At 61.9% G+C, this 23,230-nt stretch carries 25 protein-coding genes; 11 read left to right on the top strand and 14 right to left on the bottom strand.

Going from position 1 to position 23,230, the window contains the following annotated elements:
* Nucleotides 1-195 precede the first annotated feature (195 nt).
* The 5 genes from BM321_RS26310 to prpF all read left to right on the top strand — a co-directional run bounded on the left by BM321_RS26310 (nt 196) and on the right by prpF (nt 6,978).
* Nucleotides 196-909 (top strand): GntR family transcriptional regulator, encoded by a 714-nt coding sequence (locus tag BM321_RS26310; protein ID WP_092445756.1) that lies wholly within the window; start codon nt 196-198, stop codon nt 907-909.
* Nucleotides 906-1,790: a methylisocitrate lyase gene (gene prpB, locus BM321_RS26305; RefSeq protein ID WP_030137801.1), complete on the top strand. Its 885-nt coding sequence runs from the start codon at nt 906-908 to the stop codon at nt 1,788-1,790. The genes BM321_RS26310 and prpB overlap by 4 nt, the downstream gene beginning before the upstream one ends.
* A gap of 41 nt (nt 1,791-1,831) precedes the next feature.
* Nucleotides 1,832-2,959: a bifunctional 2-methylcitrate synthase/citrate synthase gene (gene prpC, locus BM321_RS26300; protein ID WP_092147410.1), complete on the top strand. Its 1,128-nt coding sequence runs from the start codon at nt 1,832-1,834 to the stop codon at nt 2,957-2,959.
* A 180-nt stretch (nt 2,960-3,139) separates the two neighbouring features.
* Nucleotides 3,140-5,731 carry a Fe/S-dependent 2-methylisocitrate dehydratase AcnD gene (gene acnD / locus BM321_RS26295; protein ID WP_092445754.1) on the top strand — a complete coding sequence of 864 codons (2,592 nt, stop codon included), beginning with the start codon at nt 3,140-3,142 and terminating at the stop codon, nt 5,729-5,731.
* Between the two features lie 53 nt (nt 5,732-5,784).
* A complete protein-coding gene (prpF, locus tag BM321_RS26290; RefSeq protein WP_092445753.1) occupies nt 5,785-6,978 on the top strand; it encodes a 2-methylaconitate cis-trans isomerase PrpF in 1,194 nt (397 codons plus the stop codon).
* Nucleotides 6,979-7,109: 131 nt separating this feature from the next.
* On the opposite strand, the gene BM321_RS26285 is transcribed toward prpF, so the two are convergent.
* From BM321_RS26285 to soxR, 10 genes are all read right to left on the bottom strand, one after another.
* Nucleotides 7,110-8,003, bottom strand: coding sequence for a metal ABC transporter substrate-binding protein (locus BM321_RS26285; RefSeq protein WP_092445751.1), 894 nt, complete (start codon nt 8,001-8,003; stop codon nt 7,110-7,112).
* Nucleotides 8,003-8,902, bottom strand: a complete 900-nt coding sequence (locus tag BM321_RS26280) for a metal ABC transporter permease (RefSeq protein ID WP_014339414.1) — start codon at nt 8,900-8,902, stop codon at nt 8,003-8,005. The genes BM321_RS26285 and BM321_RS26280 overlap by 1 nt, the downstream gene beginning before the upstream one ends.
* Entirely contained in the window at nt 8,902-9,654 is a 753-nt protein-coding gene (locus BM321_RS26275) for a metal ABC transporter ATP-binding protein (protein ID WP_092445749.1), read from the bottom strand. Before BM321_RS26275 ends, BM321_RS26280 begins: the two co-directional genes overlap by 1 nt.
* Nucleotides 9,651-10,580 (bottom strand): metal ABC transporter solute-binding protein, Zn/Mn family, encoded by a 930-nt coding sequence (locus BM321_RS26270; protein WP_092332497.1) that lies wholly within the window; start codon nt 10,578-10,580, stop codon nt 9,651-9,653. Before BM321_RS26270 ends, BM321_RS26275 begins: the two co-directional genes overlap by 4 nt.
* 36 nt (nt 10,581-10,616) lie before the next feature.
* A complete protein-coding gene (locus BM321_RS26265) occupies nt 10,617-11,192 on the bottom strand; it encodes a DUF6162 family protein (protein ID WP_092445746.1) in 576 nt (191 codons plus the stop codon).
* Complete coding sequence (locus BM321_RS26260; protein WP_092168700.1) at nt 11,189-11,515, bottom strand: hypothetical protein; 327 nt, start codon at nt 11,513-11,515, stop codon at nt 11,189-11,191. The genes BM321_RS26265 and BM321_RS26260 overlap by 4 nt, the downstream gene beginning before the upstream one ends.
* Nucleotides 11,512-12,054 (bottom strand): thiamine pyrophosphate-binding protein, encoded by a 543-nt coding sequence (locus BM321_RS26255; protein WP_092445744.1) that lies wholly within the window; start codon nt 12,052-12,054, stop codon nt 11,512-11,514. Before BM321_RS26255 ends, BM321_RS26260 begins: the two co-directional genes overlap by 4 nt.
* Entirely contained in the window at nt 12,051-13,265 is a 1,215-nt protein-coding gene (locus BM321_RS26250; RefSeq protein WP_092445742.1) for a PepSY-associated TM helix domain-containing protein, read from the bottom strand. The genes BM321_RS26255 and BM321_RS26250 overlap by 4 nt, the downstream gene beginning before the upstream one ends.
* A gap of 220 nt (nt 13,266-13,485) precedes the next feature.
* Entirely contained in the window at nt 13,486-13,944 is a 459-nt protein-coding gene (locus BM321_RS26245; protein ID WP_092445740.1) for a VOC family protein, read from the bottom strand.
* A 105-nt stretch (nt 13,945-14,049) separates the two neighbouring features.
* Complete coding sequence (gene soxR, locus BM321_RS26240) at nt 14,050-14,502, bottom strand: redox-sensitive transcriptional activator SoxR (RefSeq protein ID WP_092445738.1); 453 nt, start codon at nt 14,500-14,502, stop codon at nt 14,050-14,052.
* Between the two features lie 96 nt (nt 14,503-14,598).
* On the opposite strand from soxR, the gene BM321_RS26235 reads away from it, so the two are divergent.
* From BM321_RS26235 to BM321_RS26215, 5 genes are all read left to right on the top strand, one after another.
* On the top strand, nt 14,599-14,964 hold the full coding sequence (locus BM321_RS26235) for an antibiotic biosynthesis monooxygenase (protein WP_092445735.1): 366 nt from the start codon (nt 14,599-14,601) through the stop codon (nt 14,962-14,964).
* A 116-nt stretch (nt 14,965-15,080) separates the two neighbouring features.
* On the top strand, nt 15,081-15,347 hold the full coding sequence (locus tag BM321_RS26230; RefSeq protein WP_053123631.1) for a hypothetical protein: 267 nt from the start codon (nt 15,081-15,083) through the stop codon (nt 15,345-15,347).
* Nucleotides 15,348-15,449: 102 nt separating this feature from the next.
* On the top strand, nt 15,450-16,064 hold the full coding sequence (locus BM321_RS26225) for a LysE family translocator (protein WP_092204725.1): 615 nt from the start codon (nt 15,450-15,452) through the stop codon (nt 16,062-16,064).
* A gap of 159 nt (nt 16,065-16,223) precedes the next feature.
* Nucleotides 16,224-17,390, top strand: coding sequence for a cysteine desulfurase family protein (locus BM321_RS26220; RefSeq protein ID WP_092445733.1), 1,167 nt, complete (start codon nt 16,224-16,226; stop codon nt 17,388-17,390).
* Nucleotides 17,391-17,435: 45 nt separating this feature from the next.
* Nucleotides 17,436-19,244, top strand: coding sequence for an aminopeptidase P family protein (locus tag BM321_RS26215; RefSeq protein ID WP_092445731.1), 1,809 nt, complete (start codon nt 17,436-17,438; stop codon nt 19,242-19,244).
* Nucleotides 19,245-19,253: 9 nt separating this feature from the next.
* Here BM321_RS26215 and BM321_RS26210 read toward each other — a convergent pair whose 3' ends face one another.
* The gene (locus BM321_RS26210) at nt 19,254-19,844 is read right to left on the bottom strand and encodes a 2-hydroxychromene-2-carboxylate isomerase (protein WP_092445729.1); all 591 of its coding nucleotides are present in this window, start codon (nt 19,842-19,844) and stop codon (nt 19,254-19,256) included.
* Between the two features lie 34 nt (nt 19,845-19,878).
* Nucleotides 19,879-20,607: an SDR family oxidoreductase gene (locus BM321_RS26205; RefSeq protein WP_092332519.1), complete on the bottom strand. Its 729-nt coding sequence runs from the start codon at nt 20,605-20,607 to the stop codon at nt 19,879-19,881.
* Between the two features lie 90 nt (nt 20,608-20,697).
* On the opposite strand from BM321_RS26205, the gene BM321_RS26200 reads away from it, so the two are divergent.
* A complete protein-coding gene (locus BM321_RS26200) occupies nt 20,698-21,267 on the top strand; it encodes a TetR/AcrR family transcriptional regulator (protein WP_092445810.1) in 570 nt (189 codons plus the stop codon).
* 6 nt (nt 21,268-21,273) lie between these two features.
* Here the strand turns inward: BM321_RS26200 and BM321_RS26195 are convergent, their stop codons facing one another.
* Together BM321_RS26195 and rhtA are read right to left on the bottom strand one after the other, a co-directional pair.
* Nucleotides 21,274-21,555 (bottom strand): hypothetical protein, encoded by a 282-nt coding sequence (locus BM321_RS26195; protein ID WP_092332521.1) that lies wholly within the window; start codon nt 21,553-21,555, stop codon nt 21,274-21,276.
* Between the two features lie 168 nt (nt 21,556-21,723).
* The gene (gene rhtA / locus BM321_RS26190) at nt 21,724-22,614 is read right to left on the bottom strand and encodes a threonine/homoserine exporter RhtA (RefSeq protein WP_092445727.1); all 891 of its coding nucleotides are present in this window, start codon (nt 22,612-22,614) and stop codon (nt 21,724-21,726) included.
* Between the last annotated feature and the right edge of the window lie 616 nt (nt 22,615-23,230).

Raw genomic sequence — 23,230 nt, 5'->3', positions numbered from 1 at the left:
GAGCGGCGAATAACCGCGGCATTCTAGCACGGTGGTTTTCTGACGCCACCGCTGGCCGGAGGCTACGAGTCTTCATGCAACAGGGTTATCTCCAGGGTGTTTATTAGACGATTGTCGACAATGTTGATTTTTGTTTTGACGTAAAGGTCGTTGTTGGTTAGTTTTTGCCATATTGATTTCCAAGGTGTCGACAATATGCTCGATCAGCTCGAAGCCCCGGTGATGGTCCAGGACGACTCGGAGACCCTGTCCGAGAACGTCTTCCGGCGTATCCAGGCCGCCATCGTCAAGGGCGAGATCGCCCCTGGCAGCAAGATCTCCGAGCCTGAGCTGGCGCGCACCTACGGCATCAGCCGCGGGCCGCTGCGCGAGGCCATTCACCGCCTGGAAGGCCAGCGCCTGCTGGTGCGGGTGCCTCACGTCGGTGCCCGGGTGGTGTCGCTGAGCCACGCCGAGCTGCTGGAACTCTACGAAATCCGTGAATCCCTCGAAGGCATGGCCTGCCGCCTGGCGGCCGAACGCATGACCCTGGAAGAAATCGACGAACTGCGCCGAGTGCTGGAAACCCACGAGCGCGATGCGGCGTTCCAGGCCGGTGTCGGTTATTACCAGCAGGAAGGCGATTTCGACTTTCATTACCGGATTATCCAGGGCAGCGGCAACCGCACCCTGACGCAGATGCTGTGCGGCGAGCTGTACCAACTGGTGCGCATGTACCGGATCCAGTTCTCCACCACGCCCAACCGTCCGCGCCAGGCCTTTGCCGAGCACCACCGGATTCTCGACGCCATCGCCGACCGTGACGGCGAACTGGCTGAATTATTGATGCGCCGGCACATCGGCGCTTCCAAACGCAATATCGCGCGTCATTTCCAGGACAGCGCCGCCACTGAACGAGGTGAGTCATGAGCAACAGCACTCCAGGCCAGCGTTTCCGCGATGCGGTCGCCAGCGAGCATCCGCTGCAAGTGGTGGGCACGATCAACGCCAACCACGCGCTGCTGGCCAAGCGCGCCGGTTTCAAGGCGATCTACCTGTCGGGCGGCGGCGTGGCGGCCGGTTCCCTCGGCGTGCCGGACCTGGGCATCACCGGCCTGGATGACGTGCTGACCGATGTACGTCGCATCACCGATGTGTGCGACCTGCCGCTGCTGGTGGACGTGGACACCGGCTTCGGTTCCTCGGCGTTCAACGTGGCGCGCACGGTCAAGTCGATGATCAAGTTCGGCGCCGCGGCGATTCATATCGAAGACCAGGTCGGCGCCAAGCGTTGCGGCCATCGTCCGAACAAGGAAATCGTCTCCCAGCAAGAGATGGTCGACCGCATCAAGGCCGCCGTCGATGCCCGTACCGATGACAGTTTCGTGATCATGGCGCGTACCGATGCCTTGGCGGTGGAAGGCTTGGAGTCTGCCCTGGACCGCGCCGCCGCGTGCATCGAGGCCGGTGCCGACATGATTTTCCCCGAAGCCATCACCGAGCTTGAGATGTACAAGCTGTTCGCCAGCCGTGTGAAAGCGCCGATCCTGGCCAACATCACTGAATTCGGCGCGACCCCGCTGTACACCACCGAACAGCTGGCCGGTGCCGACGTGTCCCTGGTGCTGTACCCGCTGTCGGCCTTCCGGGCCATGAACAAGGCGGCCGAGAACGTCTACACCGCGATCCGCCGCGACGGCACGCAACAGAATGTCATCGACACCATGCAGACCCGCATGGAGCTTTACGATCGCATCGACTACCACACCTTCGAGCAGAAGCTCGATGCGTTGTTCGCGGCGAAGAAGTAAGGCGCGACTCCCCCACAATTTCAAGAAAATGGAGACAGCAAATGGCCGAAGCAAAAGTACTCAGTGGCGCCGGGCTCCGTGGCCAGGTGGCCGGGCAAACCGCATTGTCCACCGTGGGCCAATCGGGTGCCGGCCTGACCTACCGCGGCTACGATGTTCGCGACCTGGCGGCAGATGCGCAATTTGAAGAGGTGGCCTACCTGCTGCTGTACGGCGAACTGCCGACCCAGGCACAGTTGGATGCCTACACCGCTAAACTGCGCCAGTTGCGCGACCTGCCCCAAGCCTTGAAGGAAGTGCTGGAGCGCATTCCCGCCGACGCCCACCCGATGGACGTGATGCGCACCGGCTGCTCGTTCCTGGGCAACCTGGAACCCGAGCAGGATTTTTCCCAGCAACATGACAAGACCGATCGCCTGCTGGCCGCGTTCCCGGCGATCATGTGCTACTGGTATCGCTTCAGCCATCAAGGCCAGCGCATCGAATGCGTGACCGACGAAGTGTCCATCGGCGGCCACTTCCTGCACTTGCTGCACGGCAAGAAGCCGAGCGAGCTGCACGTCAAGGTGATGAATGTCTCGCTGATCCTCTACGCCGAGCACGAATTCAACGCCTCGACCTTCACCGCCCGGGTCTGCGCCTCCACGCTGTCGGACCTGTTCTCCTGCATCACCGCCGCCATCGGCTCGCTGCGTGGCCCGTTGCATGGCGGTGCCAACGAAGCGGCGATGGAAATGATCGAGCGCTTCAGCTCACCGCAGGAGGCCATTGAAGGCACCCTCGGCATGCTCGCGCGCAAGGACAAGATCATGGGCTTCGGCCATGCGATCTATAAGGACAACGACCCGCGCAACGAGGTGATCAAGGGCTGGTCGAAAAAACTCGCCGACGAAGTGGGCGATACCGTGCTGTTCCCGGTCTCCGAAGCCATCGACAAGACCATGTGGGAGCAGAAGAAGCTGTTCCCCAACGCCGATTTCTACCATGCCTCGGCGTACCACTTCATGGGCATCCCGACCAAGCTGTTCACGCCGATCTTCGTCTGCTCGCGCCTGACCGGCTGGGCCGCCCACGTGTTCGAACAACGCGCCAACAACCGCATCATCCGACCGAGCGCCGAGTACACCGGCGTCGAACAGCGCAAGTTCGTGCCAATCGAACAACGCTGAGCTGGAGGGCGCTGACGCTAATTGCTGTGATCGTTCCCACGCTCTGCGTGGGAATGCCGCCCGGGACGCTCCGCGTCCCTGTGACGCAGAGCGTCACTGGATGCGTTTCCACGCAGAGCGTGGGAACGATCATGGTCGTGGCAAGCGCCTTTCTGAAACCACCGTGACCGAGTCCTGACGATGAACACAGAATTTCGCAAACCGCTGCCTGGCACTTCGCTGGATTATTTCGACGTTCGCGGCGCCGTGGAGGCCATCCGCCCCGGCGCCTATGACGGCCTGCCGTACACCTCCCGCGTGCTGGCGGAAAACCTGGTGCGTCGCTGCGACCCGGCCACGCTGCGCGAGTCGCTGCTGCAACTGATCGAGCGCAAGCGTGACCTGGATTTCCCGTGGTTTCCGGCCCGCGTGGTGTGCCATGACATCCTCGGCCAGACCGCCCTGGTGGACCTGGCCGGCCTGCGCGACGCCATCGCCATGCAGGGTGGTGACCCGGCGCAGGTCAATCCGGTGGTGCCGACGCAGCTGATTGTCGACCACTCCCTGGCGGTGGAAAGCGGTGGTGCCGATCCGCAAGCCTTCGCCAAGAACCGCGCCATCGAAGACCGGCGCAACGAAGACCGTTTCCACTTCATCAACTGGACCAAGAAAGCCTTCAAGAATGTCGACGTGATTCCGCCGGGCAACGGGATCATGCACCAGATCAACCTGGAAAAAATGTCGCCGGTGATCCAGCAGCGTGACGGCGTGGCGTTCCCCGACACCTGCGTCGGCACCGACAGCCACACCCCCCACGTCGATGCCCTGGGCGTGATTGCCATCGGCGTCGGTGGCCTGGAGGCCGAAAGCGTCATGCTCGGTCGCGCCTCGTGGATGCGCCTGCCGGAAATCATCGGCGTCGAGCTGACCGGCAAGCTGCAGCCGGGCATCACCGCCACCGACATGGTGCTGGCGTTGACCGAGTTCCTGCGCAAGCAAAAAGTCGTCGGTGCCTGGCTGGAGTTTTTCGGTGAGGGCGCCAGCGCCCTGACCTTGGGCGACCGGGCGACCATTTCCAACATGGCGCCGGAATACGGCGCCACAGCGGCGATGTTCCATATCGATCAACAGACGATTGACTACCTGAAGCTCACCGGCCGCGAAGACACCCAGGTGCAGTTGGTGGAAACCTATGCCAAGCACGTGGGCCTGTGGGCCGATAGCCTCAAGGGCGCGCAGTACGAGCGTGGCCTGACCTTCGACCTGTCCTCGGTAGTCCGCAACATGGCTGGCCCGAGCAACCCCCACGCCCGCGTCGCGGTGTCGGAGCTGGCCGCCAAAGGCATTTCCGGCCAGTGGGACGATGTGCCCGGGCAAATGCCCGACGGCGCGGTGATCATCGCCGCGATCACGAGTTGCACCAACACCAGCAACCCGCGCAACGTGATCGCCGCCGGCCTGCTGGCGCGCAACGCCAACCGCCTGGGCCTGACCCGCAAGCCGTGGGTGAAGTCGTCCCTGGCGCCGGGTTCGAAAACCGTGGCGCTGTACCTGGATGAGGCCGGCCTGACGTCCGAACTCGAGAAACTGGGCTTCGGCGTGGTGGCATTCGCCTGCACCACCTGCAATGGCATGTCGGGCGCGCTGGACCCGGTGATCCAGCAGGAAATCATCGACCGCGACCTGTACGCCACCGCCGTGTTGTCGGGCAACCGCAACTTCGACGGGCGTATCCATCCGTACGCCAAGCAGGCGTTCCTGGCATCGCCACCCCTGGTGGTCGCGTATGCCATCGCCGGGACCATCCGTTTCGACATCGAAAAAGATGTGCTGGGCGTGGTGGACGGTCGCGAGATCCGCCTCAAGGACATCTGGCCGAGCGACGAAGAAATCGACGCGGTGGTCAAGGCTTCGGTGAAGCCGGAGCAGTTCCGCCAGGTGTACATTCCGATGTTCGCCATCCAGGAAGACACCGGGCCGAAAGTGACGCCGCTGTACGACTGGCGCCCACAAAGCACCTACATCCGTCGTCCGCCGTATTGGGAAGGGGCGCTGGCCGGTGCGCGGCCGCTCAAGGGCATGCGCCCGCTGGCGGTGTTGCCGGACAACATCACCACCGACCATTTGTCGCCGTCCAACGCCATCATGCTGGACAGCGCCGCTGGCGAGTACCTGGCGAAAATGGGCCTGCCGGAAGAGGACTTCAACTCCTACGCGACCCACCGTGGCGATCACCTGACCGCGCAGCGCGCCACCTTCGCCAACCCGAAACTGTTCAACGAAATGGTCCAGGAAAACGGCAAGGTCAAGCAGGGCTCCCTGGCTCGCGTCGAGCCGGAAGGCAAGGTCATGCGCATGTGGGAGGCCATCGAGACCTACATGGAGCGCAAGCAGCCGCTGATCATCATTGCCGGCGCCGACTACGGCCAGGGTTCGTCCCGGGATTGGGCGGCCAAGGGCGTGCGCCTGGCCGGTGTCGAGGCGATCGCCGCCGAAGGTTTCGAACGCATCCACCGCACCAATCTGGTGGGCATGGGCGTGTTGCCGCTGGAGTTCCAGCCGGGCACCGATCGCAAGACCCTGGGCATCGATGGCAGCGAAGTCTATGACGTGATCGGCGAACGCACGCCGCGGGCGACGCTGACCCTGGTTATCACTCGCAAGAACGGCGAGCGCATCCAAGTACCGGTGACCTGCCGTCTCGATACCGCCGAAGAAGTGTCGATCTATGAAGCCGGGGGCGTGCTGCAACGCTTTGCCCAGGACTTCCTGGAATCGGCGGTGGCCGTTTAAATCGCTTGGGTGGTCCGTTCTCCGGCCACCCTTTTTTTCAGGAGTTAGAGCACATGGCTCACTCGCCTCAAATCAAGATCCCCGCGACCTACATGCGTGGGGGCACCAGCAAAGGCGTGTTCTTCAGCTTGCAGGACCTGCCCGAAGCGGCTCGCGTGCCTGGCCCGGTCCGCGATGCCCTGCTGTTGCGGGTGATCGGCAGCCCTGACCCGTACGAGAAACAGATCGATGGCATGGGCGGCGCAACGTCCAGCACCAGCAAGACCGTGATCCTGTCCAGGAGCACCCGGGCCGACCACGATGTCGATTACCTGTTCGGCCAGGTGTCCATCGATAAGCCGTTCGTGGACTGGAGCGGCAACTGCGGCAACCTGTCGGCGGCGGTGGGGTCGTTTGCCATCGGCAGTGGTCTGGTGGCGCCCGACCGTATTCCGCAAAACGGCGTGGCCGTGGTACGGATCTGGCAGGCCAACATCGGCAAGACCATCATCGCCCATGTGCCAATCACCGAGGGCGTAGTGCAGGAAACCGGTGACTTTGAACTCGACGGCGTGACCTTTCCAGCGGCCGAAGTGCAATTGGAATTCATGGACCCGGCGGCCGAGGAGGAGGGCGGTGGTGGCTCGATGTTTCCCACCGGCAACCTGGTGGACGACTTGGAAGTGCCCGGTGTTGGCACCTTCAAGGCGACGCTGATCAACGCGGGGATCCCGACGATTTTCATCAATGCCCGCGATGTCGGCTACACCGGCACTGAATTGCAGGGGGCGATCAACAGCGATCCCAAGGCGTTGGCCATGTTCGAAACCATTCGCGCCCACGGTGCCTTGCGCATGGGCTTGATCAAGCACCTGGACGAAGCCGCCCAGCGCCAGCACACACCGAAAGTGGCGTTTGTCGCACCGTCGGCGGATTACCTTTCCTCCAGCGGAAAAGCCGTGGCGGCGGGGGATGTCGACTTGTTGGTGCGGGCGTTGTCCATGGGCAAGTTGCACCACGCCATGATGGGCACCGCAGCGGTGGCCATCGGCACGGCCGCGGCGATTTCCGGTACCCTGGTGAACCTGGCCGCCGGCGGCATCGAACGTAACGCCGTACGCTTCGGCCACCCCTCCGGTACCTTGCGCGTCGGCGCCGAGGCCAGCGTGGTCAACGGCGAATGGACCGTTAAAAAAGCCATCATGAGCCGCAGCGCGCGGGTATTGATGGAAGGGTTCGTGCGGGTGCCGGGGGATGTTTTGGGCTGACAGCCAGCCTCAAGTGAAACCTGTGGGAGCGGGCTTGCTCGCGAAGACGGTGTGTCAGTCGCCATAAAAGTTGACTGTATGATCGCATTCGCGAGCAAGCCCGCTCCCACACGGGGACCGCATTCGTGCAATCAGCTCTTCGTCAGCGCCGCGACCACCAGTCCCACATTACTCTCCAGTTCCGCCACCGGATCGGCCGCATCGGTGCTGAGCACCAGCAATCGGCTGCCGCCCTCGGCAATGGCTGCCTTCAACGCATCCGAAGGCTGGCGATGATGGAGCACCAGCGCCACGTCGTTGTCCTTCAACGTCGCACTCAATTGCTTGAGGGTTTCGGCGGTCCATTCGGCATCGGGCCGGGTATCGGTGCTGATGGCGTCCAGGTTGAGCCCACTGATCAGGTAGCCGAAATGCTCGCTCAGGCTGACCACGCTCAGGTTATCGGCGCTGGCGAGGCGTTTTTCGCTGTCGGCGCTGAGTTTGAGCAGGCGCTGCTTGAGTGCCGCCAGGTTGGCGTCGATTTTCGCTTTGTCCGCCGGGGCCAGGCGCACCAGGTCGGCGGCGATCACGTCGGCCATGCGCCCGAGGTTATGGCTGGCCATCCACGGCTGGCTCGCCAGCCCGTCGGCCATGCCCGGTTGCACGGCGATACCGGGAAGGGCGCCGTCCACCGGGCGCGCGGCATCGACTTCGACGATGCGGATATTGCTGCGTCGGGCCATGGGGTACAGCGGATCGTCCGGCCATAGCGAGCGCAGGCCGATCACCCCGTCGGCAGCGCTGGCCAGTTTGCTCAAGGCCGGCGCGCCACGACCGCTGAAGTAGGCACTCTGGCGGGTGCCGGGCAGATTGGCGGGCGCGGCCCGCTCCAGGCTGACCTCGGTGCCCTTGAGCAAGGCCTCGCCCAAGCCATAGGTGACTGGCAGCGATGCCAGCAGACGAACCTTTTCGCCGGCGAATGATGAGGTGACGGCCACGCCGCACAACGCGACGGCCAGGGTCAGTTGTCGCAATGAAAAAACCATTATCCAAGATTCCCTTTGAGGCTGGGGACGACGCCGCGGGCGATGGCGCTCAGGGCGAAGGCGATGCCGGCCACCAGGATGATCGCGGCGCCGGACGGGATCGGTAGGTCGAACACAATCGGCGCGAGGATCCCGCACAAGGTGCTGACGGTGGCGATCAGCACTGAGCACCAGAAAAAGCCTTTCAGTGATTGACTGAGCAAGCGCGCCGCCGCGGCGGGAATCACCAGCAACGCGCCCACCAGAATGGCGCCGATGACTTTCACCGCCGCCACGGTGATCAGCGTCACCAGGACCACGAACAGGTAGTCCAGGGTCTTGACCGCCACCCCGCGCACCGCCGCCAGTTGCGGGTTGAAGCTGGCGAGCATGATGCGGTTGTACAGCGGCAAGGCCAGGGCCATCACCAGCGAGCCGACCACCGCCAGCACCAGCAGGTCATTGCCATTGACCGTCAGCACCGAGCCGAACAATACGTTTTCCAGGATGTGCACATTGATCTTGCCCGCCAGGATCAACAGCAGGCTGGCGCCCAGGGCCAGGGACACCGACAGGAAGACACCGATCAGCGTATCGGGTGCCAGGCCGGTGCGGTTGCGCAGGTAATTGAGCAGGATGCCGAACAACAGGCAGTAGCCGAACAGGCTGCCGTAAGGCCCGGTGTAGGGTTCGCCGAGCAGGATGCCGATGGCCACGCCGGTGAGCGCCGCATGGCCCACCGCCTCGGAGAAAAACGCGAAGCGCTTGACCACCACCAGCGTGCCGAGGCCGCCCAGCACCGGGCCGATCAGCAGTCCGGCCAGCAACGCATTGACCACGAACCCATAGGCCAGCGCTTCTGGCAGGTAACCGGCCGAGGCCCAGCCCTGGACCATCAAACGAAAGGCTTCATAACTCATCAGACCGCGCTCCCGTTCGTGCGTGGATGGGTGGAAAACAGCGTCAGCAGCCGTTCCGGGGTCAAGGTCTGGCGTGGCGGGCCGTCGAACAGCACGCGGCGATTCAGGCCGGTGACACGATCGGCCAGGCGCCCGACGGCTTCCAGGTCATGTTCGATCCACAGCACGGTGATCCCGGCCTGGCGCCAATCCTGCAGCAACCGTTCGAACACCTGGATACCGGCCTCGTCCAGGGCCGACATCGGTTCATCCAGCACCAGCAATTGCGGCGAGGGAATCAACCCCTGGGCCAGCAACACCCGCTGGCGCTCGCCGCCGGACAGCGCGCCCATGCGCCGCTTGCGCTTGTCCTGCATGCCGACCCGCTCCAGGGCCTGGCCGATGGCGCCGGCGTAATGCTTGCTCAAGCCGAGAAACGCCGGCCGCCGCTGACACATCGCCGCCATGAAATCGTCCACGGTCATGGGCAGGCCCCGGTCGAATTCCAGCGCCTGGGGTACGTAGCCGATCACTCCGGGTTCGCCCGGCCATTGCAGGCTCAAGCGTCCCTGGTGTGGCATTTGCCCCAGCAAGGTCTTGATCAGCGAACTCTTGCCGCCGCCATTGGGACCGACCAGGGCATGGATGCTGCCGGACTCCACCTGAAAGGCCACGTTGTCGAGAATGGTGGTGCGGCCCAGGTTCAGGCTGACCTCGGCGAACTCGATCAAGGGACCGACACGTTGCAGGGTGAGGGGTTCCTGGACGGTCATGCGCCGGACTCCTGTATCGCCCGGACCACGGTGTCGAGGTTGCCGGCCATTTCCTTTTCGTACTTCTCGGCGCTGTAGTCGCCGTAGGAGATGTGCGAGAGCGGGTACAGCTTCACGCCCGATTCACGTTGGATGGTGTCGACGTAGGTGGAGGGGAAATCCATCTCCGAGAAGATCACCTTCACGTCCAGCTCCCGCAGTTGGTCGATGGTTTTCTTCAATTGGCTGGGGCTCGGTTCGATGCCATGGGCCGGTTCGACCACGGCGGTCACTTCCAGGCCGAATTCGCGCAGCAGGTAGTCGTAGGCGGCGTGCACCGTGGCCACGCGCAATTCGGCATTGGGGGCCTGGGTCAGCTTCGCCAGGGCGGCGGCGCGCATCTGCCGCAGGCGCTTGCCATAGGCGCGGGCGTTCTGGGTATAGGCCTTGGCGTTGTCCGGGTCGAGCTTGCCCAGTTCCCGGGCGATGTTATTGACCTGGGCGATGGAGGCGCTGATGGACAGGAAGGTGTGCGGGTTCACGACCTTGCCCGCGCCTCGGGCCGCGGTGCCGGTGGCGGCCAGCAGGGGCACGTTTTCGTTGGCCTCGATCACCTTCACGTCCGGGGTTTCGCTGGCGGCGATCATGCGGTCGGCGAAGTCGTCATGGCCCACGCCGTTGAGCACGATCACGTCGAGGCCGCTGATGCGCTTGATGTCTTCGGCCCGTGGTTCATAGGCGTGGGGGTTGAAACCGGCCGGGATCAGCGGCACGACCTCGGCCTTGTCGCCGACGATGTTGGCCACGTAGCTGTAATACGGGTGCAAGGTGATGCCGATGCGCAGGCGCTTGGCGGTTTCGGCGCTCACCGGCGAGGTGAACAGGCAGGCCAGCAGGCCGATCAACAGCAAGCGCAGCAAGGGTCGGCGTTGGGAGGCAATAGGCATGGGCAAACGGTCTTCTCTCGAATGAGGGCGTGGGGGTCAGTGCCGGTGCTGGCGGGTTACGCCGGCATCGAATTGCGCGACGATCTGTTGCCAGCCAGCGGCGGACAACGCCGCATCGTCCAGGGCGGTGGGCGTCGCGAGGCCAGTGCCGCGGTTGAGCCAGATGTCCGGGGCGGCGTCGGACGCTTCGCCGATGCGCATCAGAAACGAACCGGCCACCGAGGGATTGGCACTGGCGCCGAAGTAGGCCTGGTCCCGCAGTTGTTGCCAGGCGTGGCCGCCCCGGCTGACGGAACTGGCGTCCTGGGCGAACGGCGCGAAGCCTTCTTCGGCCAGGGTTTGCGGGTTGGGCAGGGTGGGTTGGTCTTCGCGCAGCAAGCGGATTTCATCCAGGGTCACCCGCAGGTCGGCATAGATGCCTTGCTCGGCGGCGCTGAGGTCGCGGCGGGCGTCGAGTTGGTTCGAGGCCAGGTGAGGCGTGTCCTCGGCTTTGCCATGCCAGGCCACCACGGACCCGGCCACCAGTACGATGACCAGGCAGAGCAGCAACACGTACAGGGTTTCATGGCCCGCGCCGGCGGGGCGGATGACTTGAGTCGTGACGTTGCTCATGGGGCCTCGATGTCGGCTTGGTCGATTTCCACCACGTGGCCGGGGCCGGCGTCGAAGAGCACGTAGAATTCAGCGTTCGGTTTCTTGAAGGTCAGCTTCGAGTCAGCGCCGAGCTTGCCCGGGACTAGGATGGTTTCGTCATAACCGATCACGTCCAGGGTTACCCCAGGCGCACCGCTGCCGTCGGAAAAACCACCTGTGCATTGGATCTGCTCGGCGTCGATGGCCTTGCACTCGCACATCGGGTTGTGGGCCAGGACGCTGGTGCTTGCGCCTGCGCAGAGCAACAGCGCCAGGCCCTTGGATAAAACGCGGAGGGTCATGGTTTGGCTCCTTGGTGCTTCAGCCAGGCGACGGTGGCCGGGGAGGCTTGGCTCAGGGGAATGGAGGCCTGATGCATCGAACCGTCCCAACCTTCGAGGGTTATCCACAGTTCGGCATCGGGCTGGGTCTTTGGCGGGACCGGCAACAAGGCGCCCATGCGATAGGGCGAGCCGAAGAAAATCACCCCGGCGGCGCGCAGGCTGCGGGGCTTGCCGATGCGCAGGTAAGTGGCCTTGACCTGGCCGATACAGCTCTGGCACAGGGCGGCGTTGAAGTGCTTCATCGGCCCGGCAGGCCCTTGGACGCGGGGGGCCTCGTTGCGAAATTCCGCCAGGCGCAGGCTCCAGGGACCGACCTGGACTTCACCGACGTCCCGCTCGCCAAGCCCGGCATCACCGCGGAACAGGGCGGCTTCGGAAAGGTATTTAGGCATGAATCCCAGGGGAATCAGCAGCAGCAAGACGTTGAGATGGAAGCGCCATTTATGCCAGAACAGGCTCAGGCGTGACGGTGGCGAGGCTGTGTTGGACGAGTTCACAGGTTGCCCTCCGGCGATTCACGTTGCATGGACGGCTGCAATGTCCGGGCAGCTCGGGTTTCACGTGCAGGTTTTTGGCTGCGCTTGAACGCATTGGCGGTGGCCAGGGCGGTGCGTTTGGTCCAGATCAGCAACCCGCTGAGGACCATCATGCTCAGGATCAGGCCGAAGAAGAACCAGATGAGTTTGATCCAGAGGCCGCCGAAATCCCCGGTGTGCAGTGGGCGCATGGACTCGGTGACGAACTCCAGCGTCGTGCGGTCCGACAGCAACCGCGAGGCCGCCACTTCACCGTTGTAGGGATTGATGGTGGCGGTCTGGTACATCAGCGGGTACCAACCACGGCCGCCGACTTCCAGATGGCTGTAGGCGTTGCCGGGCAGGCTGACAAAGCTCGCTTTCAAGCCTGGGATGCGCTGCCGGGCGATCTCTATGGCCCGGTCCAGGTTCAGTTGCGGCGGCGCAACGCCATCGGCGGACAAGGGCACGCTTTCCCGGGCGACGACCGGGATGACCGGGGCGCTGGAGATGGAAATCTGGTTGTCGGACAGCAAGGCTTCGATCAGGAACCAGGTGCCAGTGACAGAGATGACCGCGATGAACCAGATCGACCAGATACCGCTGAGCCGGTGGAAGTCGCCCCAGAAAATGCGGGCGCCGTGGCGGATACGCAAGGTTGGACGGAAAAAGCCTTTCCAGAAGCGCTTGTAGACCACCAGCCCGGTCACCAGGGACGCCAGCAACGGTAGCCCCAGAAGCGACACAAGGTACCAGCCCCAGCTGTAGCCGTTGGTGAACGGCACCAGCCACCATCCGTGCAGAGCGCGGGTGAAGCCCCTGAAATTGAACGACGGTGCCGAGCCCTGGATGACGCCGCTATACGGATTGACGTAGACCGTGTCGGGGCGCCCGTCGGGATAGGTCACCTTGGCCTCCAGGGCAAAATGCGACTCGTCCGGACGCGCGATGCTTTGCACCTGGGTTTGCGGTTGGGCTTGCTTGATCGAGGCAATCACCTGCTCATAGCTGAGCAGCGGGGCATCATCCGAGGGCTTGCTGGCCCGCATGTCAGGATTGGCCAGCCAGACGATCTCCTGGCTGACCACCGCGAGGGTGCCGGTCACGCAGACGATGAGCACGAAGAACCAGATGGGCAATGCCAGCCAGCTATGGACCAGGAACCAGAGTTTGGAGCGGGATTTCTTCGACATGATTGAACGTCTTGATTCGATGAAAGGTTCCGTATTACGGGCTTCGCAACACCCTGAACCCAAAAAGGCAGACCGTGGCTTTTGCCGACGCGGCCTGCTGCATCTAATTAAGACGAACGAGCGATCGTAATCCTGAAGGGGAAGATGAAAGAAAATGTTTCGCGTTCAGTTTCAGTGTCTTCTGTGGCTAGGGAGCGGGCCCCCTAGCCACAGACACCGGTCAGCCCTGTTGAAACATCTCCCTGGCCCGTTGCTCGATCTGTTCCTGGCTCAGATCTTCCTTGTGCGTCGCGAGGAACCACAGATGCCCATAGGGATCCTTCAGGGTGCCGCTGCGATCTCCGTAAAACTGGTCCTTGATCTCGGAAATCACCGTGCCACCGGCGGCAATGGCCTGGGCAAATGCGCTGTCCACGTCCTCGACATATAAATGCAGGCCGACCGATGGCGATGGGTCCGGATTACTCAAGGGGCCTTGATCGCAAGGCGTGCCCAGCATGATCGGATAACCGTTGATCCGCAGCTCGGCATGCCCGATGCCCCCGTCGGGCATGGCCAGGCGCATGACCTCGGTGGCATTGAAGGCTTTTTTGTAGAAGTCGATGGCTTCGGCAGCTTTTTGAATGCCCAGGTAGGGCGTGATGTTATGGAAACCTTCGGGAATGGCATTGACGCCCATGACGTTTCTCCTTTTGTTATAGGGAGGCGAAGAGAGTCTTCGTCGATTTGCGCTCCTCCACTATAGGCCAGCGACCCTGGCTGGACGCGGGGGCCGACGAACGCTTCAAGGCGATTCCAGCAGATGCGCCCCCGGCCCGCGTTGGCCCAGTACGTCGCCCTGATTGCGCAGCGGACAAGTTTCCATCGACAGGCATCCGCAGCCGATGCAACCGTTGAGTCGATCACGCAGCGTCATCAATTGGTTGATGCGTTCGTCCAGGTCCCGGCTCCACTGTGCCGACAAGGTCTGCCAGTCGGCGGCCGTCGGGGCACGGTTGTCCGGCAGGTTGTTCAACGCCTCGCCGATTTCCGCCAACGGAATGCCCAGGCGCTGGGCGACCTTGATCAGTGCCACGCGACGCAATACCGCCCGTGGGTAACGACGTTGGTTACCTGGGTTGCGCGTGCTTTTGATCAGCCCCTTGGATTCGTAGAAGTGCAGGGCGGTGACCGTCACGCCGCTGCGGGCAGCCACCTGGCCGACGGTGAGTTCCTTGTGGATATCGATCTGCGCCATTGTTTCAATTCACCGCTTGACCTCAAGTTAACTAGAGGTTTTACCCTGCACGCCTTCGGATCGCAAGATTCGCCTGACCTGCATAGGGGACCTTTCATGCAATCGCCAAGGAACAATCGCAGTTTCACCCAACTGATGGAATTCGACATCGAACCTCAATGGCAGCAGGCGCTGATAACCGCCTTGTCGGAACAGACCGAGCGCCTGGCCCGGGACCACCAGGGGTTCCTGAGTGCCAGTATCCAGGCCAGCGACGATGGTCGACGCGTGCTCAACTATTTGCAGTGGCAGACCCGCGAGGCAGGCGAGGCGGCACTTCGAAGTGTCGAAAATGGCGAGCAGGGTTTCTGGCGGCTGATCCAGGCTCACCGCGCCAAAGCCGTGACGTTCGCTTCGTTCCAGGTGCTACGCAACATCGAGCGCAGCCTGGACAACGCGTTGCATTGCCAGTTGGTCGATTAAGCGCAACGGTTGATCCAGGCAGGCAATACCCACTATCGAGAGGGTTGATTTCTGCCGCGCAGGGCCGGCGGGTAGCCTTTGTTCATCGCCCAACTCCAGAACACCGGACACTCGCCATGAACCGTACCTTTGCCGTTTTGCTGCTCTTGACCGCCACCCTCCTGGGCGGCTGTGCCAGCTCTTCCCCGGAGCTGCGCCCCTACACCGCCGATGAGACCCGCGAGCTGGCCCTTGAAGCCTTGAATCGCCGTGGCCTTTCATTCGAGGAATACCACGCGAAAAAAGCCGAACTGCTTGGCTCGTCGCAGAAAAACGTGGGGTTCGACGATCAGGGCCAGATGAGTGCCGAGCAGGTCGTGCAACAGCCTGGCCGGTCTAGCTGAAGGACTGTACCGCTCAAAGTTTTGCCCACTGTCCGTGGGTTTGCGCCAGGACGTGGGGTAGGGTCATGACTTGACTGACCGCCCCTGATGGACTGACCTGACATGACCCTTTCGCTTGACCTGCTGCTGGGCTTCGCCCTGTTTGCCCTGGTGACTTCGATCACGCCAGGTCCTAACAACACCATGTTGCTGGCCTCGGGTGTCAATTTCGGTTTCAACCGCACCATTCCACACATGCTGGGTATTACCTGCGGCTTCTTTTCCCTGGTGCTGGCGGTGGGCCTTGGCCTGGGCGCGGTTTTCCAGACGTATCCACTGCTCTATACCGCGCTGCGCTACATCGGTGCGGCCTACCTGTTGTACCTGGCGTGGAAAATAGCCCACTCCGGCCCGGTTTCGGACAGCCAGCCGGGGAACAATACGCCCATCAGCTATTGGGGCGCAGCGGCGTTCCAATGGGTCAATCCCAAGGCTTGGATCATGGCCATTGGCGCTATCAGTACCTACACGCCCCTCCAGGGTTATTTCTTCAATGTGCTGGTGATTGCGGCGGTGTTTGCCTTGATCAACCTGCCAAGCGTGAGCCTGTGGGTGGTATGCGGCAGCCTGTTGCGCAACCTGTTGCGTGATCGTCGCTGGCTGCGCTTGTTCAACTGGGGCATGGCGCTGTTGCTGGTCGCTTCGATGTATCCCTTGTTGCTCGAAAGCATCCGTTGAGGGCTGAGCTTCGAGGCGATGCCTGCTAAGCTCGCTGTTCAGGAGCGTTCCTACGCACTTTTAAACGAAGTCCGACTTCTTTAAGGTTTACGATCAGGTATTGCTAGTCTCGAATCCAACGAGGGCGCCTGATCCCGGAGCAGTCTCTGCGAGTTTCCTATGAATAAACGTCCTTTGTATTTCGATTACGCCGCCACCACGCCGGTGGATGAGCGGGTCATCCGGGTCATGGTCGAGTGTCTGGGCTTTGACGGCAACTTCGGCAACCCGGCTTCCAGTTCCCATGCCTTCGGCCAGGAGGCCCGGCGCTCGGTGGAGCGTGCCCGCCAGCAGGTGGCGCAATTGGTGGGGGCCCAGCCCGAACAGATCGTCTGGACTTCCGGCGCCACCGAATCCAACAACCTGGCCCTCAAGGGTGTGGCTCAGGCACGCAGTGGTTCTGTCGGCCATGTCATCACCAGCCTGATCGAGCACAAGGCGATTCTCGATACAGCACGCCAGCTCGAGGAAAGTGGCGTCGCGGTTACCTGGCTGGCGCCGGACGCCGAGGGCCTGATCAGCCCGCAAGCGGTTCGCGAGGCGTTGCGCGAAGACACGTTCCTGGTCTCGCTGATGCTGGTGAACAACGAGCTGGGCACCGTCAACGACGTCGTCGCCATTGGCGAGATCGTTCGCGAGCACGGTGCGTTGTTTCATGTGGACGCGGCCCAGGGCGCCGGCAAGGTGTGGATCGACCTGTCTCGCTGGCCGGTGGACCTGATGTCTTTTTCCGCGCATAAAATCTACGGTCCCAAGGGCATCGGTGCGCTCTACGTCGGCGACCGTGCCCGGCCACGGCTATCGGCGCAGATTCATGGCGGTGGACATGAGGGCGGTTTGCGCTCCGGAACCCTGGCGACCCACCAGATTGCAGCCATGGGCGCCGCATTCGAACTGGCAGCCGCGGCATTCGACGAAGAACTCGCTAAAATCGCCCGGTTGCGCAATCGTTTGCTCGAGCCGCTGCTGGCGTTGCCCGGTGTGCGTATTAACGGCAGTGCGAGCCGCCGGATTCCCCACACGCTGAGCCTGACGTTCAACGAAGGTGAGTTCAACCCGGCGACATTGGGCGCATCGATTGCATTTTCCGCGACCTCGGCCTGCAATTCGGCGCACAACACCCCGTCCCACGTGCTGCTGGCCCTGGGGCACGATGCCCGTGCCGCCGGGCGGACCATCCGCTTGAGCCTGGGGCGCTTTACCACCGAGCAGGATATCGACGAGGCGGTGCGGCTGATCAAGGCGGCGTGCGCGGCTGCGCCGGCGTTCTGGGCCACGACCCCATAAGCCGAATTCGGCATCGAACAACAACATCAATGAGCAGGAGAAACAATGAGCACCGAGCCTTTGCCCCATGGACTGGTTCCCCAGCGCCTGGCCCGAATCCGCCAACTGATGAGCCGAGAGGGTATTCACGCGCTGCTGGTGCCATCGGCCGACCCGCACCTGTCTGAATACTTGCCGGGTTACTGGCAGGGGCGGCAATGGTTGTCGGGGTTCCATGGTTCGGTGGGGACCTTGATCGTGACCGGCAGTTTCGCCGGCGTCTGGGCCGACAGCCGTTATTGGGAACAGGCCACCAAGGAGCTGGAGGGCAGTGGTATCGAGCTGGTCAAGCTGATCCCAGGCCAGCCCGGCCCCCTGGACTGGCTGGCCGAACAAACGCCTGAAGGTGGGGTGGTTGCGGTCGACGGTGCGGTCATGGCCGTGGCATCGGCCCGCACCCTGGGCGGCAAGCTCGCCGAACGCGGCGCGCGGTTGCGCACCGACATCGACCTGCTCAAGGAGGTCTGGACCGATCGTCCAGGCCTGCCGGATCAACCGGTCTACGCCCATTTGCCGCCCCAGGCGACCGTCAGCCGGGTCGAAAAACTCGCCAAGCTGCGCGAATCCCTCCAGGAGCGTGGTGCCGACTGGCATTTCATCGCCACGCTGGATGACATCGCCTGGTTGTTCAACCTGCGTGGAGCAGATGTGTCGTTCAACCCCGTGTTCGTTTCCTTTGCCTTGATCAGCCAGCAGCAAGCAACGCTGTTCGTGGCCCTGGACAAGATTGACGCACCGCTGCGTGCCGTCCTGGAGCAGGACGGCGTGACCCTGCGCGATTACAGCGAAGCCGCCGCCGCGTTGCGCGAAGTGCCGGACGGCGCGAATCTGCAGGTCGATCCGGCGCGGGTGACGGTCGGCTTGCTGGATAACCTGGGCAGTGGCGTGAAGCTGATCGAAGGTCTCAATCCAACGACGCTGGCCAAGTCCCGTAAAAGCCTGGCCGACGCCGAGCACATCCGTCGGGCCATGGAGCAGGACGGCGCGGCGCTCTGTGAATTCTTCGCCTGGCTGGAAGGGGCCTGGGGGCGCGAGCGTATCACCGAGTTGACCATCGACGAGCACCTGACTGCCGCCCGCACACGTCGGCCGGATTTCGTCTCCCTGAGCTTCAATACCATCGCCGCCTTTAACGCCAACGGCGCGATGCCCCATTATCACGCCACGCAAGAGGCCCACGCCGTCATCGAAGGTGATGGCCTGTTGCTGATCGATTCCGGGGGCCAGTACCTGGGGGGCACCACTGACATCACCCGCATGGTGCCGGTCGGAACGCCCACCGCCGAGCAGAAACGTGACTGCACCCGTGTGCTCAAGGGTGTGATTGCCCTGTCCCGGGCCAAATTTCCGCGGGGCATTCTTTCGCCCTTGCTGGATGCCATCGCCCGTGCACCGATCTGGGCGGAGCAAGTCGATTACGGCCACGGGACCGGCCATGGTGTCGGCTATTTCCTCAATGTCCACGAAGGCCCGCAGGTGATTGCCTATCAAGCCGCTGCCGCGCCGCAAACGGCGATGCAGGCCGGCATGATCACCTCGATCGAGCCGGGCACTTATCGTCCCGGCCGTTGGGGTGTGCGCATCGAGAACCTGGTGTTGAACCGCGAAGCCGGAAGCAGCGAGTTCGGCGAGTTCCTCGAGTTCGAAACCCTCACCCTGTGCCCGATCGACACCCGTTGCCTGGAGCCTTCGCTGCTGACCCAGGACGAAAAAGACTGGTTCAACGCTTACCACGCCGAGGTTCAGCGTCGATTGAGCCCGTTGCTGGACGGTGACGCACTGCAGTGGCTCAACACCCGGACGATGGCGATTTGAGGTAGAGGATCAGGCGAGGGCTTCACGGACGAAGTCCAGCCGATCCTGGCCGAAGAACAGCTCGTCGCCGACAAACATGCTCGGGGCACCGAACACGCCTCGTCCGATGGCGTCTTCGGTGGCGCTCTTGAGTGCTCGCTTGACCTGCTCGTCGCTCGTCAGGGCCAGCACATGGTCGGCGTCGAAACCGCCTTCGTTCAGAACGGCTGCGACAGTCGCGGGGTCATTGAGGTTGCGGGCGTTCACCCAAAAGGCGCGGAACAGGCAATCGACGAAGGCCTCGAAGCGTTCGGGATGGCGCAGTTGCATGGCGGTCACCGCGCGCATCAGCAGCAGTGTGTTGATGGGGAAGTAAGGATTGAACTGGAAGGCGACGCCGTAGCGCTTGGCGAAGCGATTCAGATCCTTGAACAGGTAAGGGTTCTTGGCTGGCACTGTCGCCGGTGATGCGTTGCCGGTTGCCTTGAAGACGCCGCCCAATAACATCGGACGATAGATCAACTGGCTGTTTGTCTGCGCACACAACGCCGGCAACTGGGTATAGGCCAGGTAGGTGGTCGGGCTGCCGAGATCGAAGTAGAACTCCACTGATTTGCTCATGGTATCTGCTCTCTTGTTGTTATGAGGGGAGGGCTTACCAGCGTTCGTTCCAGGGGCGCAGGTCCAGCTCGAAGGTCCAGGCGTCGCGAGGTTGGCTGTGCAGATACCAGTAGCTGTCGGCGATATGTTCAGGATTCAGGATGCCGTCCTGATCCTTGGTGGCATATTTTTCCGGGAAATGATCGCGGATGAAGTCGGTGTCGATGGCGCCATCCACCACCACATGGGCCACATGAATATTCAGCGGTCCCAGTTCCCGGGCCATGCTTTGTGCCAGTGCACGAATGCCATGTTTGGCGCCTGCGAACGCAGCGAACCCCGCAGCGCCGCGCAGTCCCGCCGTTGCCCCGGTAAACAGGATGGTTCCGCGTTCGCGCTTGACCATGCGCTTGGCCACTTCCCGGGCATTGAGAAAACCTGAGAAACAGGCCATCTCCCAAATCTTGAAATACTTGCGTGCGGTTTCTTCGAGGATGCTGCAGGGAACGTTGGCGCCGATGTTGAACACAAAGGCTTCGATCGGGCCGATCTGGTTCTCGATTTGCTCGATGAGTGCGATCACATCGTCTTCTTTACGTGCATCACAGGCAAACCCGTGGGCTTCGCCGCCCTGGGCGCGGATTCCATCCACAAGCGGCTGGAGTTTGTCAGCACTGCGACGGGTAACACAGGCCACGAAACCTTCCTGCGCAAAGCGTTTGGCAATCGCTCCGCCGGTGGCATCGCCGGCGCCAACAACCAGTACGACTTTCTTGTTATTCATGGTCTGCCTCATGGGTAAACGATCGTTAGCTAAACGGACGTTATGCTAAGGTCCGGCAAGCGTCAAGGTGAGCAATCAGGGGGCAGGGCCATGCGTTATTCAGCCAATCACAAAATGGAAACCCGCGAGAAACTGCTGGCCAGCAGTGCCGTGTCCGCCAAGAAATCCGGTTTCTCTACGGTCGGTGTCGACGGCCTGATGAAAGCGATCGGGTTGAGCGGCGGTGCGTTCTATAGTCACTTCTCGTCCAAGGATGAGCTTTTCAAAGCCATTGTCGAGCGGGAGTTGACTCAAAGCCTGGGTCGCTTGGGCGGCGACGGCACCATGGACTCGATGAAGCTGGAGCGCTGCCTCAAGCAGTACCTGAGCATGAGCCATGTCGAGCAGCCGGAGGGAGGGTGTGCGTTACCGGTATTGGGCGCTGAGATCGCACGATCGGATGTCCAGGTGAGGGAGGCGGCGCAAACGTGGATCTGTCGTCTGCACGAAAGCTGGGCGCGGATACTGGGGAGCGACAGCCTGGCCTGGGCCATTCTGTCTCAATGCGTGGGGGCGTTGGTTGTCGCGCGGATGCTGGTCACACCGCAGGTCCAGCGTGACGTCCTCAAGTCCAACCATGAGGACATCAGTCGTCGAATCGCCGAACAAGGGCTCGGCTAAGCTGATCTATTTGCAGATGACGATCATGCTGCGGCTGGTATAGCCGGCGGGATTGAGCCCGAAGGGATAATCCCCTGGTTCTTCGACGACGTCGCCGGACTTGGCAATGACCTTGTAACCCTTGGGAGCACATGCATTGGCGGCACTGGCAGCGCACTGGTCCCAGGATGAGGACAGGCCGGAGCAATTGATGTGCAGACCCTTTTTGCCACGTTTGACTTCAGTTTTCGATGTTGCCGCACAGCCCGCTACTGCAAGTACGGCGATCAGTATCAAAATTCGTTTCATTCCCGTCCTTATAACCGCCGCGGATCTTATGCCTGCGTGCGATCGTGTTCGCTCTTGCTTGAAGCGTTCATGACGTCCTGTATGAAAAAATCCATGTCTGGCATTAGGTTACTGGCCTAAACATGGCCTAAATGCGCGGCAAATGCCAGACCTTCGTTAAATCCTGATTCAATCTACCGCGACAGCAGGCTTTGCGGTACTGGCCATGGTCAGCGTTGCGCCCACCGACGCGAGGATGATGCAGGTAATGGCCATCCACTGGGCCAGGGACAGGTATTCCTGGAGAAAGACCAGCCCCGACAAGGCCGCGATGGCTGGTTCGACGCTCATCAAGGTGCCGAAGGTGCGGGCAGGCATTCGAGTCAGGGCGATCATTTCCAGTGTGTAGGGCAGGGCTGTGGATAGGATGGCGACGCCGATGGCGATTGGAATCAGGCTCGGTGTGAGCAGTGCGGCGCCGGCGTGGACAATGCCGATAGGCGCGACGAACAGGGCTGCGATCATGACTCCCAGTGCGGCAGTCTGCACGCCATTGTCCGCTCCGGCTTTCTGACCGAACAGGATGTACAACGCCCAGCAGAAACCGGCACCCAGCGCGTAGCCGGCTCCAATCAGATCGATACCGGTACTGGTCGCACCGGTCGGTATGAGCAGCAGCAGGCCAACCACTGCCAAGGCAATCCAGAGAAAGTCGATTGCCCGGCGGGAGGCGTAAATGGCGACTGCCAGAGGCCCGGTGAATTCCAACGCCACGGCAATGCCCAGTGGAACGGTGCGAACCGACATATAGAAGAGGAAGTTCATGCCGCCCAGTGCCATACCGTAAACGATCACCGTGCGCAGGGATTGGCCGGTGAGCTTGGCGCGCCAGGGGCGGAGCATTAACAGCATGATGAGGCTGGCGAAAATGAGTCGCAGCGTCGTAGTGCCTTGTGCACCCACTACCGGGAATATGCTTTTGGCGAGGGAGGCTCCTGTTTGAATGGAAGCCATGGCGATCAATAGCAGGGCAACCGGGTACAGGGTAGAAGCCAGGCTGCGATGTGGGGGGAGCGTCATTACGAAGTGTCGTCCAGAATAAAGGCGGGGAGGCTGCGTTGAGCAGTATATTGCGCATACGCAGCGATTCCGTCTACATACCGGGCATATTTAAGTGCCATGTTGGGCGATAGATAGAAAAGCGAAATTAAGGGTTGACGGCAGATTCTGGACGTCTATAATTCGCCCCACTTCCGGCGCAGTCGAAACGTAAAATTCCTTGAGATTCAACGAGTTAAATAGGTTTCGAAGGTGCAGGGCTTCAGTTCATCGAAGCTCGGAAGGAGCAGGTAGAGCAGTGTTGTTTGGCTCTATATGCGGTTCGATCTTCTCGGTCGAAAGCGGTGAAAAAGAGGTGTTGACAGCAGCGAGTAACGCTGTAGAATTCGCCTCCCGCTAACGAGAGATCGGAAGTGCAAGTGGTTGAAGTTGTTGAGGTTTCCGAAGCGAAACTTTGAAGATTTCTGAAAATAACCGCTTGACAGATACACGGGGCGCTGTAGAATGCGCGCCTCGGTTGAGACGAAAGGCTCAGCCAACCGCTCTTTAACAACTGAATCAAGCAATTCGTGTGGGTGCTTGTGGAGTCAGACTGCTAGTCAACAGATTATCAGCATCACAAGTTACTCCGCGAGAA

It is taken from the genome of Pseudomonas sp. NFIX10 (genome assembly GCF_900111955.1).
Taxonomy (GTDB): domain Bacteria; phylum Pseudomonadota; class Gammaproteobacteria; order Pseudomonadales; family Pseudomonadaceae; genus Aquipseudomonas; species Aquipseudomonas fluorescens_AA.
Note: the sequence above shows the minus strand (reverse complement) of the source record. Positions and strands in the feature narration are given on the sequence as shown.

Coding starts and splice junctions, on each gene's coding strand:
- BM321_RS26310 (WP_092445756.1), top strand. CDS start 196: ATGCTCGATCAGCTCGAAGCCCCGGTGATGGTCCAGGACGACTCGGAG.
- prpB (WP_030137801.1), top strand. CDS start 906: ATGAGCAACAGCACTCCAGGCCAGCGTTTCCGCGATGCGGTCGCCAGC.
- prpC (WP_092147410.1), top strand. CDS start 1,832: ATGGCCGAAGCAAAAGTACTCAGTGGCGCCGGGCTCCGTGGCCAGGTG.
- acnD (WP_092445754.1), top strand. CDS start 3,140: ATGAACACAGAATTTCGCAAACCGCTGCCTGGCACTTCGCTGGATTAT.
- prpF (WP_092445753.1), top strand. CDS start 5,785: ATGGCTCACTCGCCTCAAATCAAGATCCCCGCGACCTACATGCGTGGG.
- BM321_RS26285 (WP_092445751.1), bottom strand. CDS start 8,003: ATGGTTTTTTCATTGCGACAACTGACCCTGGCCGTCGCGTTGTGCGGC.
- BM321_RS26280 (WP_014339414.1), bottom strand. CDS start 8,902: ATGAGTTATGAAGCCTTTCGTTTGATGGTCCAGGGCTGGGCCTCGGCC.
- BM321_RS26275 (WP_092445749.1), bottom strand. CDS start 9,654: ATGACCGTCCAGGAACCCCTCACCCTGCAACGTGTCGGTCCCTTGATC.
- BM321_RS26270 (WP_092332497.1), bottom strand. CDS start 10,580: ATGCCTATTGCCTCCCAACGCCGACCCTTGCTGCGCTTGCTGTTGATC.
- BM321_RS26265 (WP_092445746.1), bottom strand. CDS start 11,192: ATGAGCAACGTCACGACTCAAGTCATCCGCCCCGCCGGCGCGGGCCAT.
- BM321_RS26260 (WP_092168700.1), bottom strand. CDS start 11,515: ATGACCCTCCGCGTTTTATCCAAGGGCCTGGCGCTGTTGCTCTGCGCA.
- BM321_RS26250 (WP_092445742.1), bottom strand. CDS start 13,265: ATGTCGAAGAAATCCCGCTCCAAACTCTGGTTCCTGGTCCATAGCTGG.
- BM321_RS26245 (WP_092445740.1), bottom strand. CDS start 13,944: ATGGGCGTCAATGCCATTCCCGAAGGTTTCCATAACATCACGCCCTAC.
- soxR (WP_092445738.1), bottom strand. CDS start 14,502: ATGGCGCAGATCGATATCCACAAGGAACTCACCGTCGGCCAGGTGGCT.
- BM321_RS26235 (WP_092445735.1), top strand. CDS start 14,599: ATGCAATCGCCAAGGAACAATCGCAGTTTCACCCAACTGATGGAATTC.
- BM321_RS26230 (WP_053123631.1), top strand. CDS start 15,081: ATGAACCGTACCTTTGCCGTTTTGCTGCTCTTGACCGCCACCCTCCTG.
- BM321_RS26225 (WP_092204725.1), top strand. CDS start 15,450: ATGACCCTTTCGCTTGACCTGCTGCTGGGCTTCGCCCTGTTTGCCCTG.
- BM321_RS26220 (WP_092445733.1), top strand. CDS start 16,224: ATGAATAAACGTCCTTTGTATTTCGATTACGCCGCCACCACGCCGGTG.
- BM321_RS26215 (WP_092445731.1), top strand. CDS start 17,436: ATGAGCACCGAGCCTTTGCCCCATGGACTGGTTCCCCAGCGCCTGGCC.
- BM321_RS26210 (WP_092445729.1), bottom strand. CDS start 19,844: ATGAGCAAATCAGTGGAGTTCTACTTCGATCTCGGCAGCCCGACCACC.
- BM321_RS26205 (WP_092332519.1), bottom strand. CDS start 20,607: ATGAATAACAAGAAAGTCGTACTGGTTGTTGGCGCCGGCGATGCCACC.
- BM321_RS26200 (WP_092445810.1), top strand. CDS start 20,698: ATGCGTTATTCAGCCAATCACAAAATGGAAACCCGCGAGAAACTGCTG.
- BM321_RS26195 (WP_092332521.1), bottom strand. CDS start 21,555: ATGAAACGAATTTTGATACTGATCGCCGTACTTGCAGTAGCGGGCTGT.
- rhtA (WP_092445727.1), bottom strand. CDS start 22,614: ATGACGCTCCCCCCACATCGCAGCCTGGCTTCTACCCTGTACCCGGTT.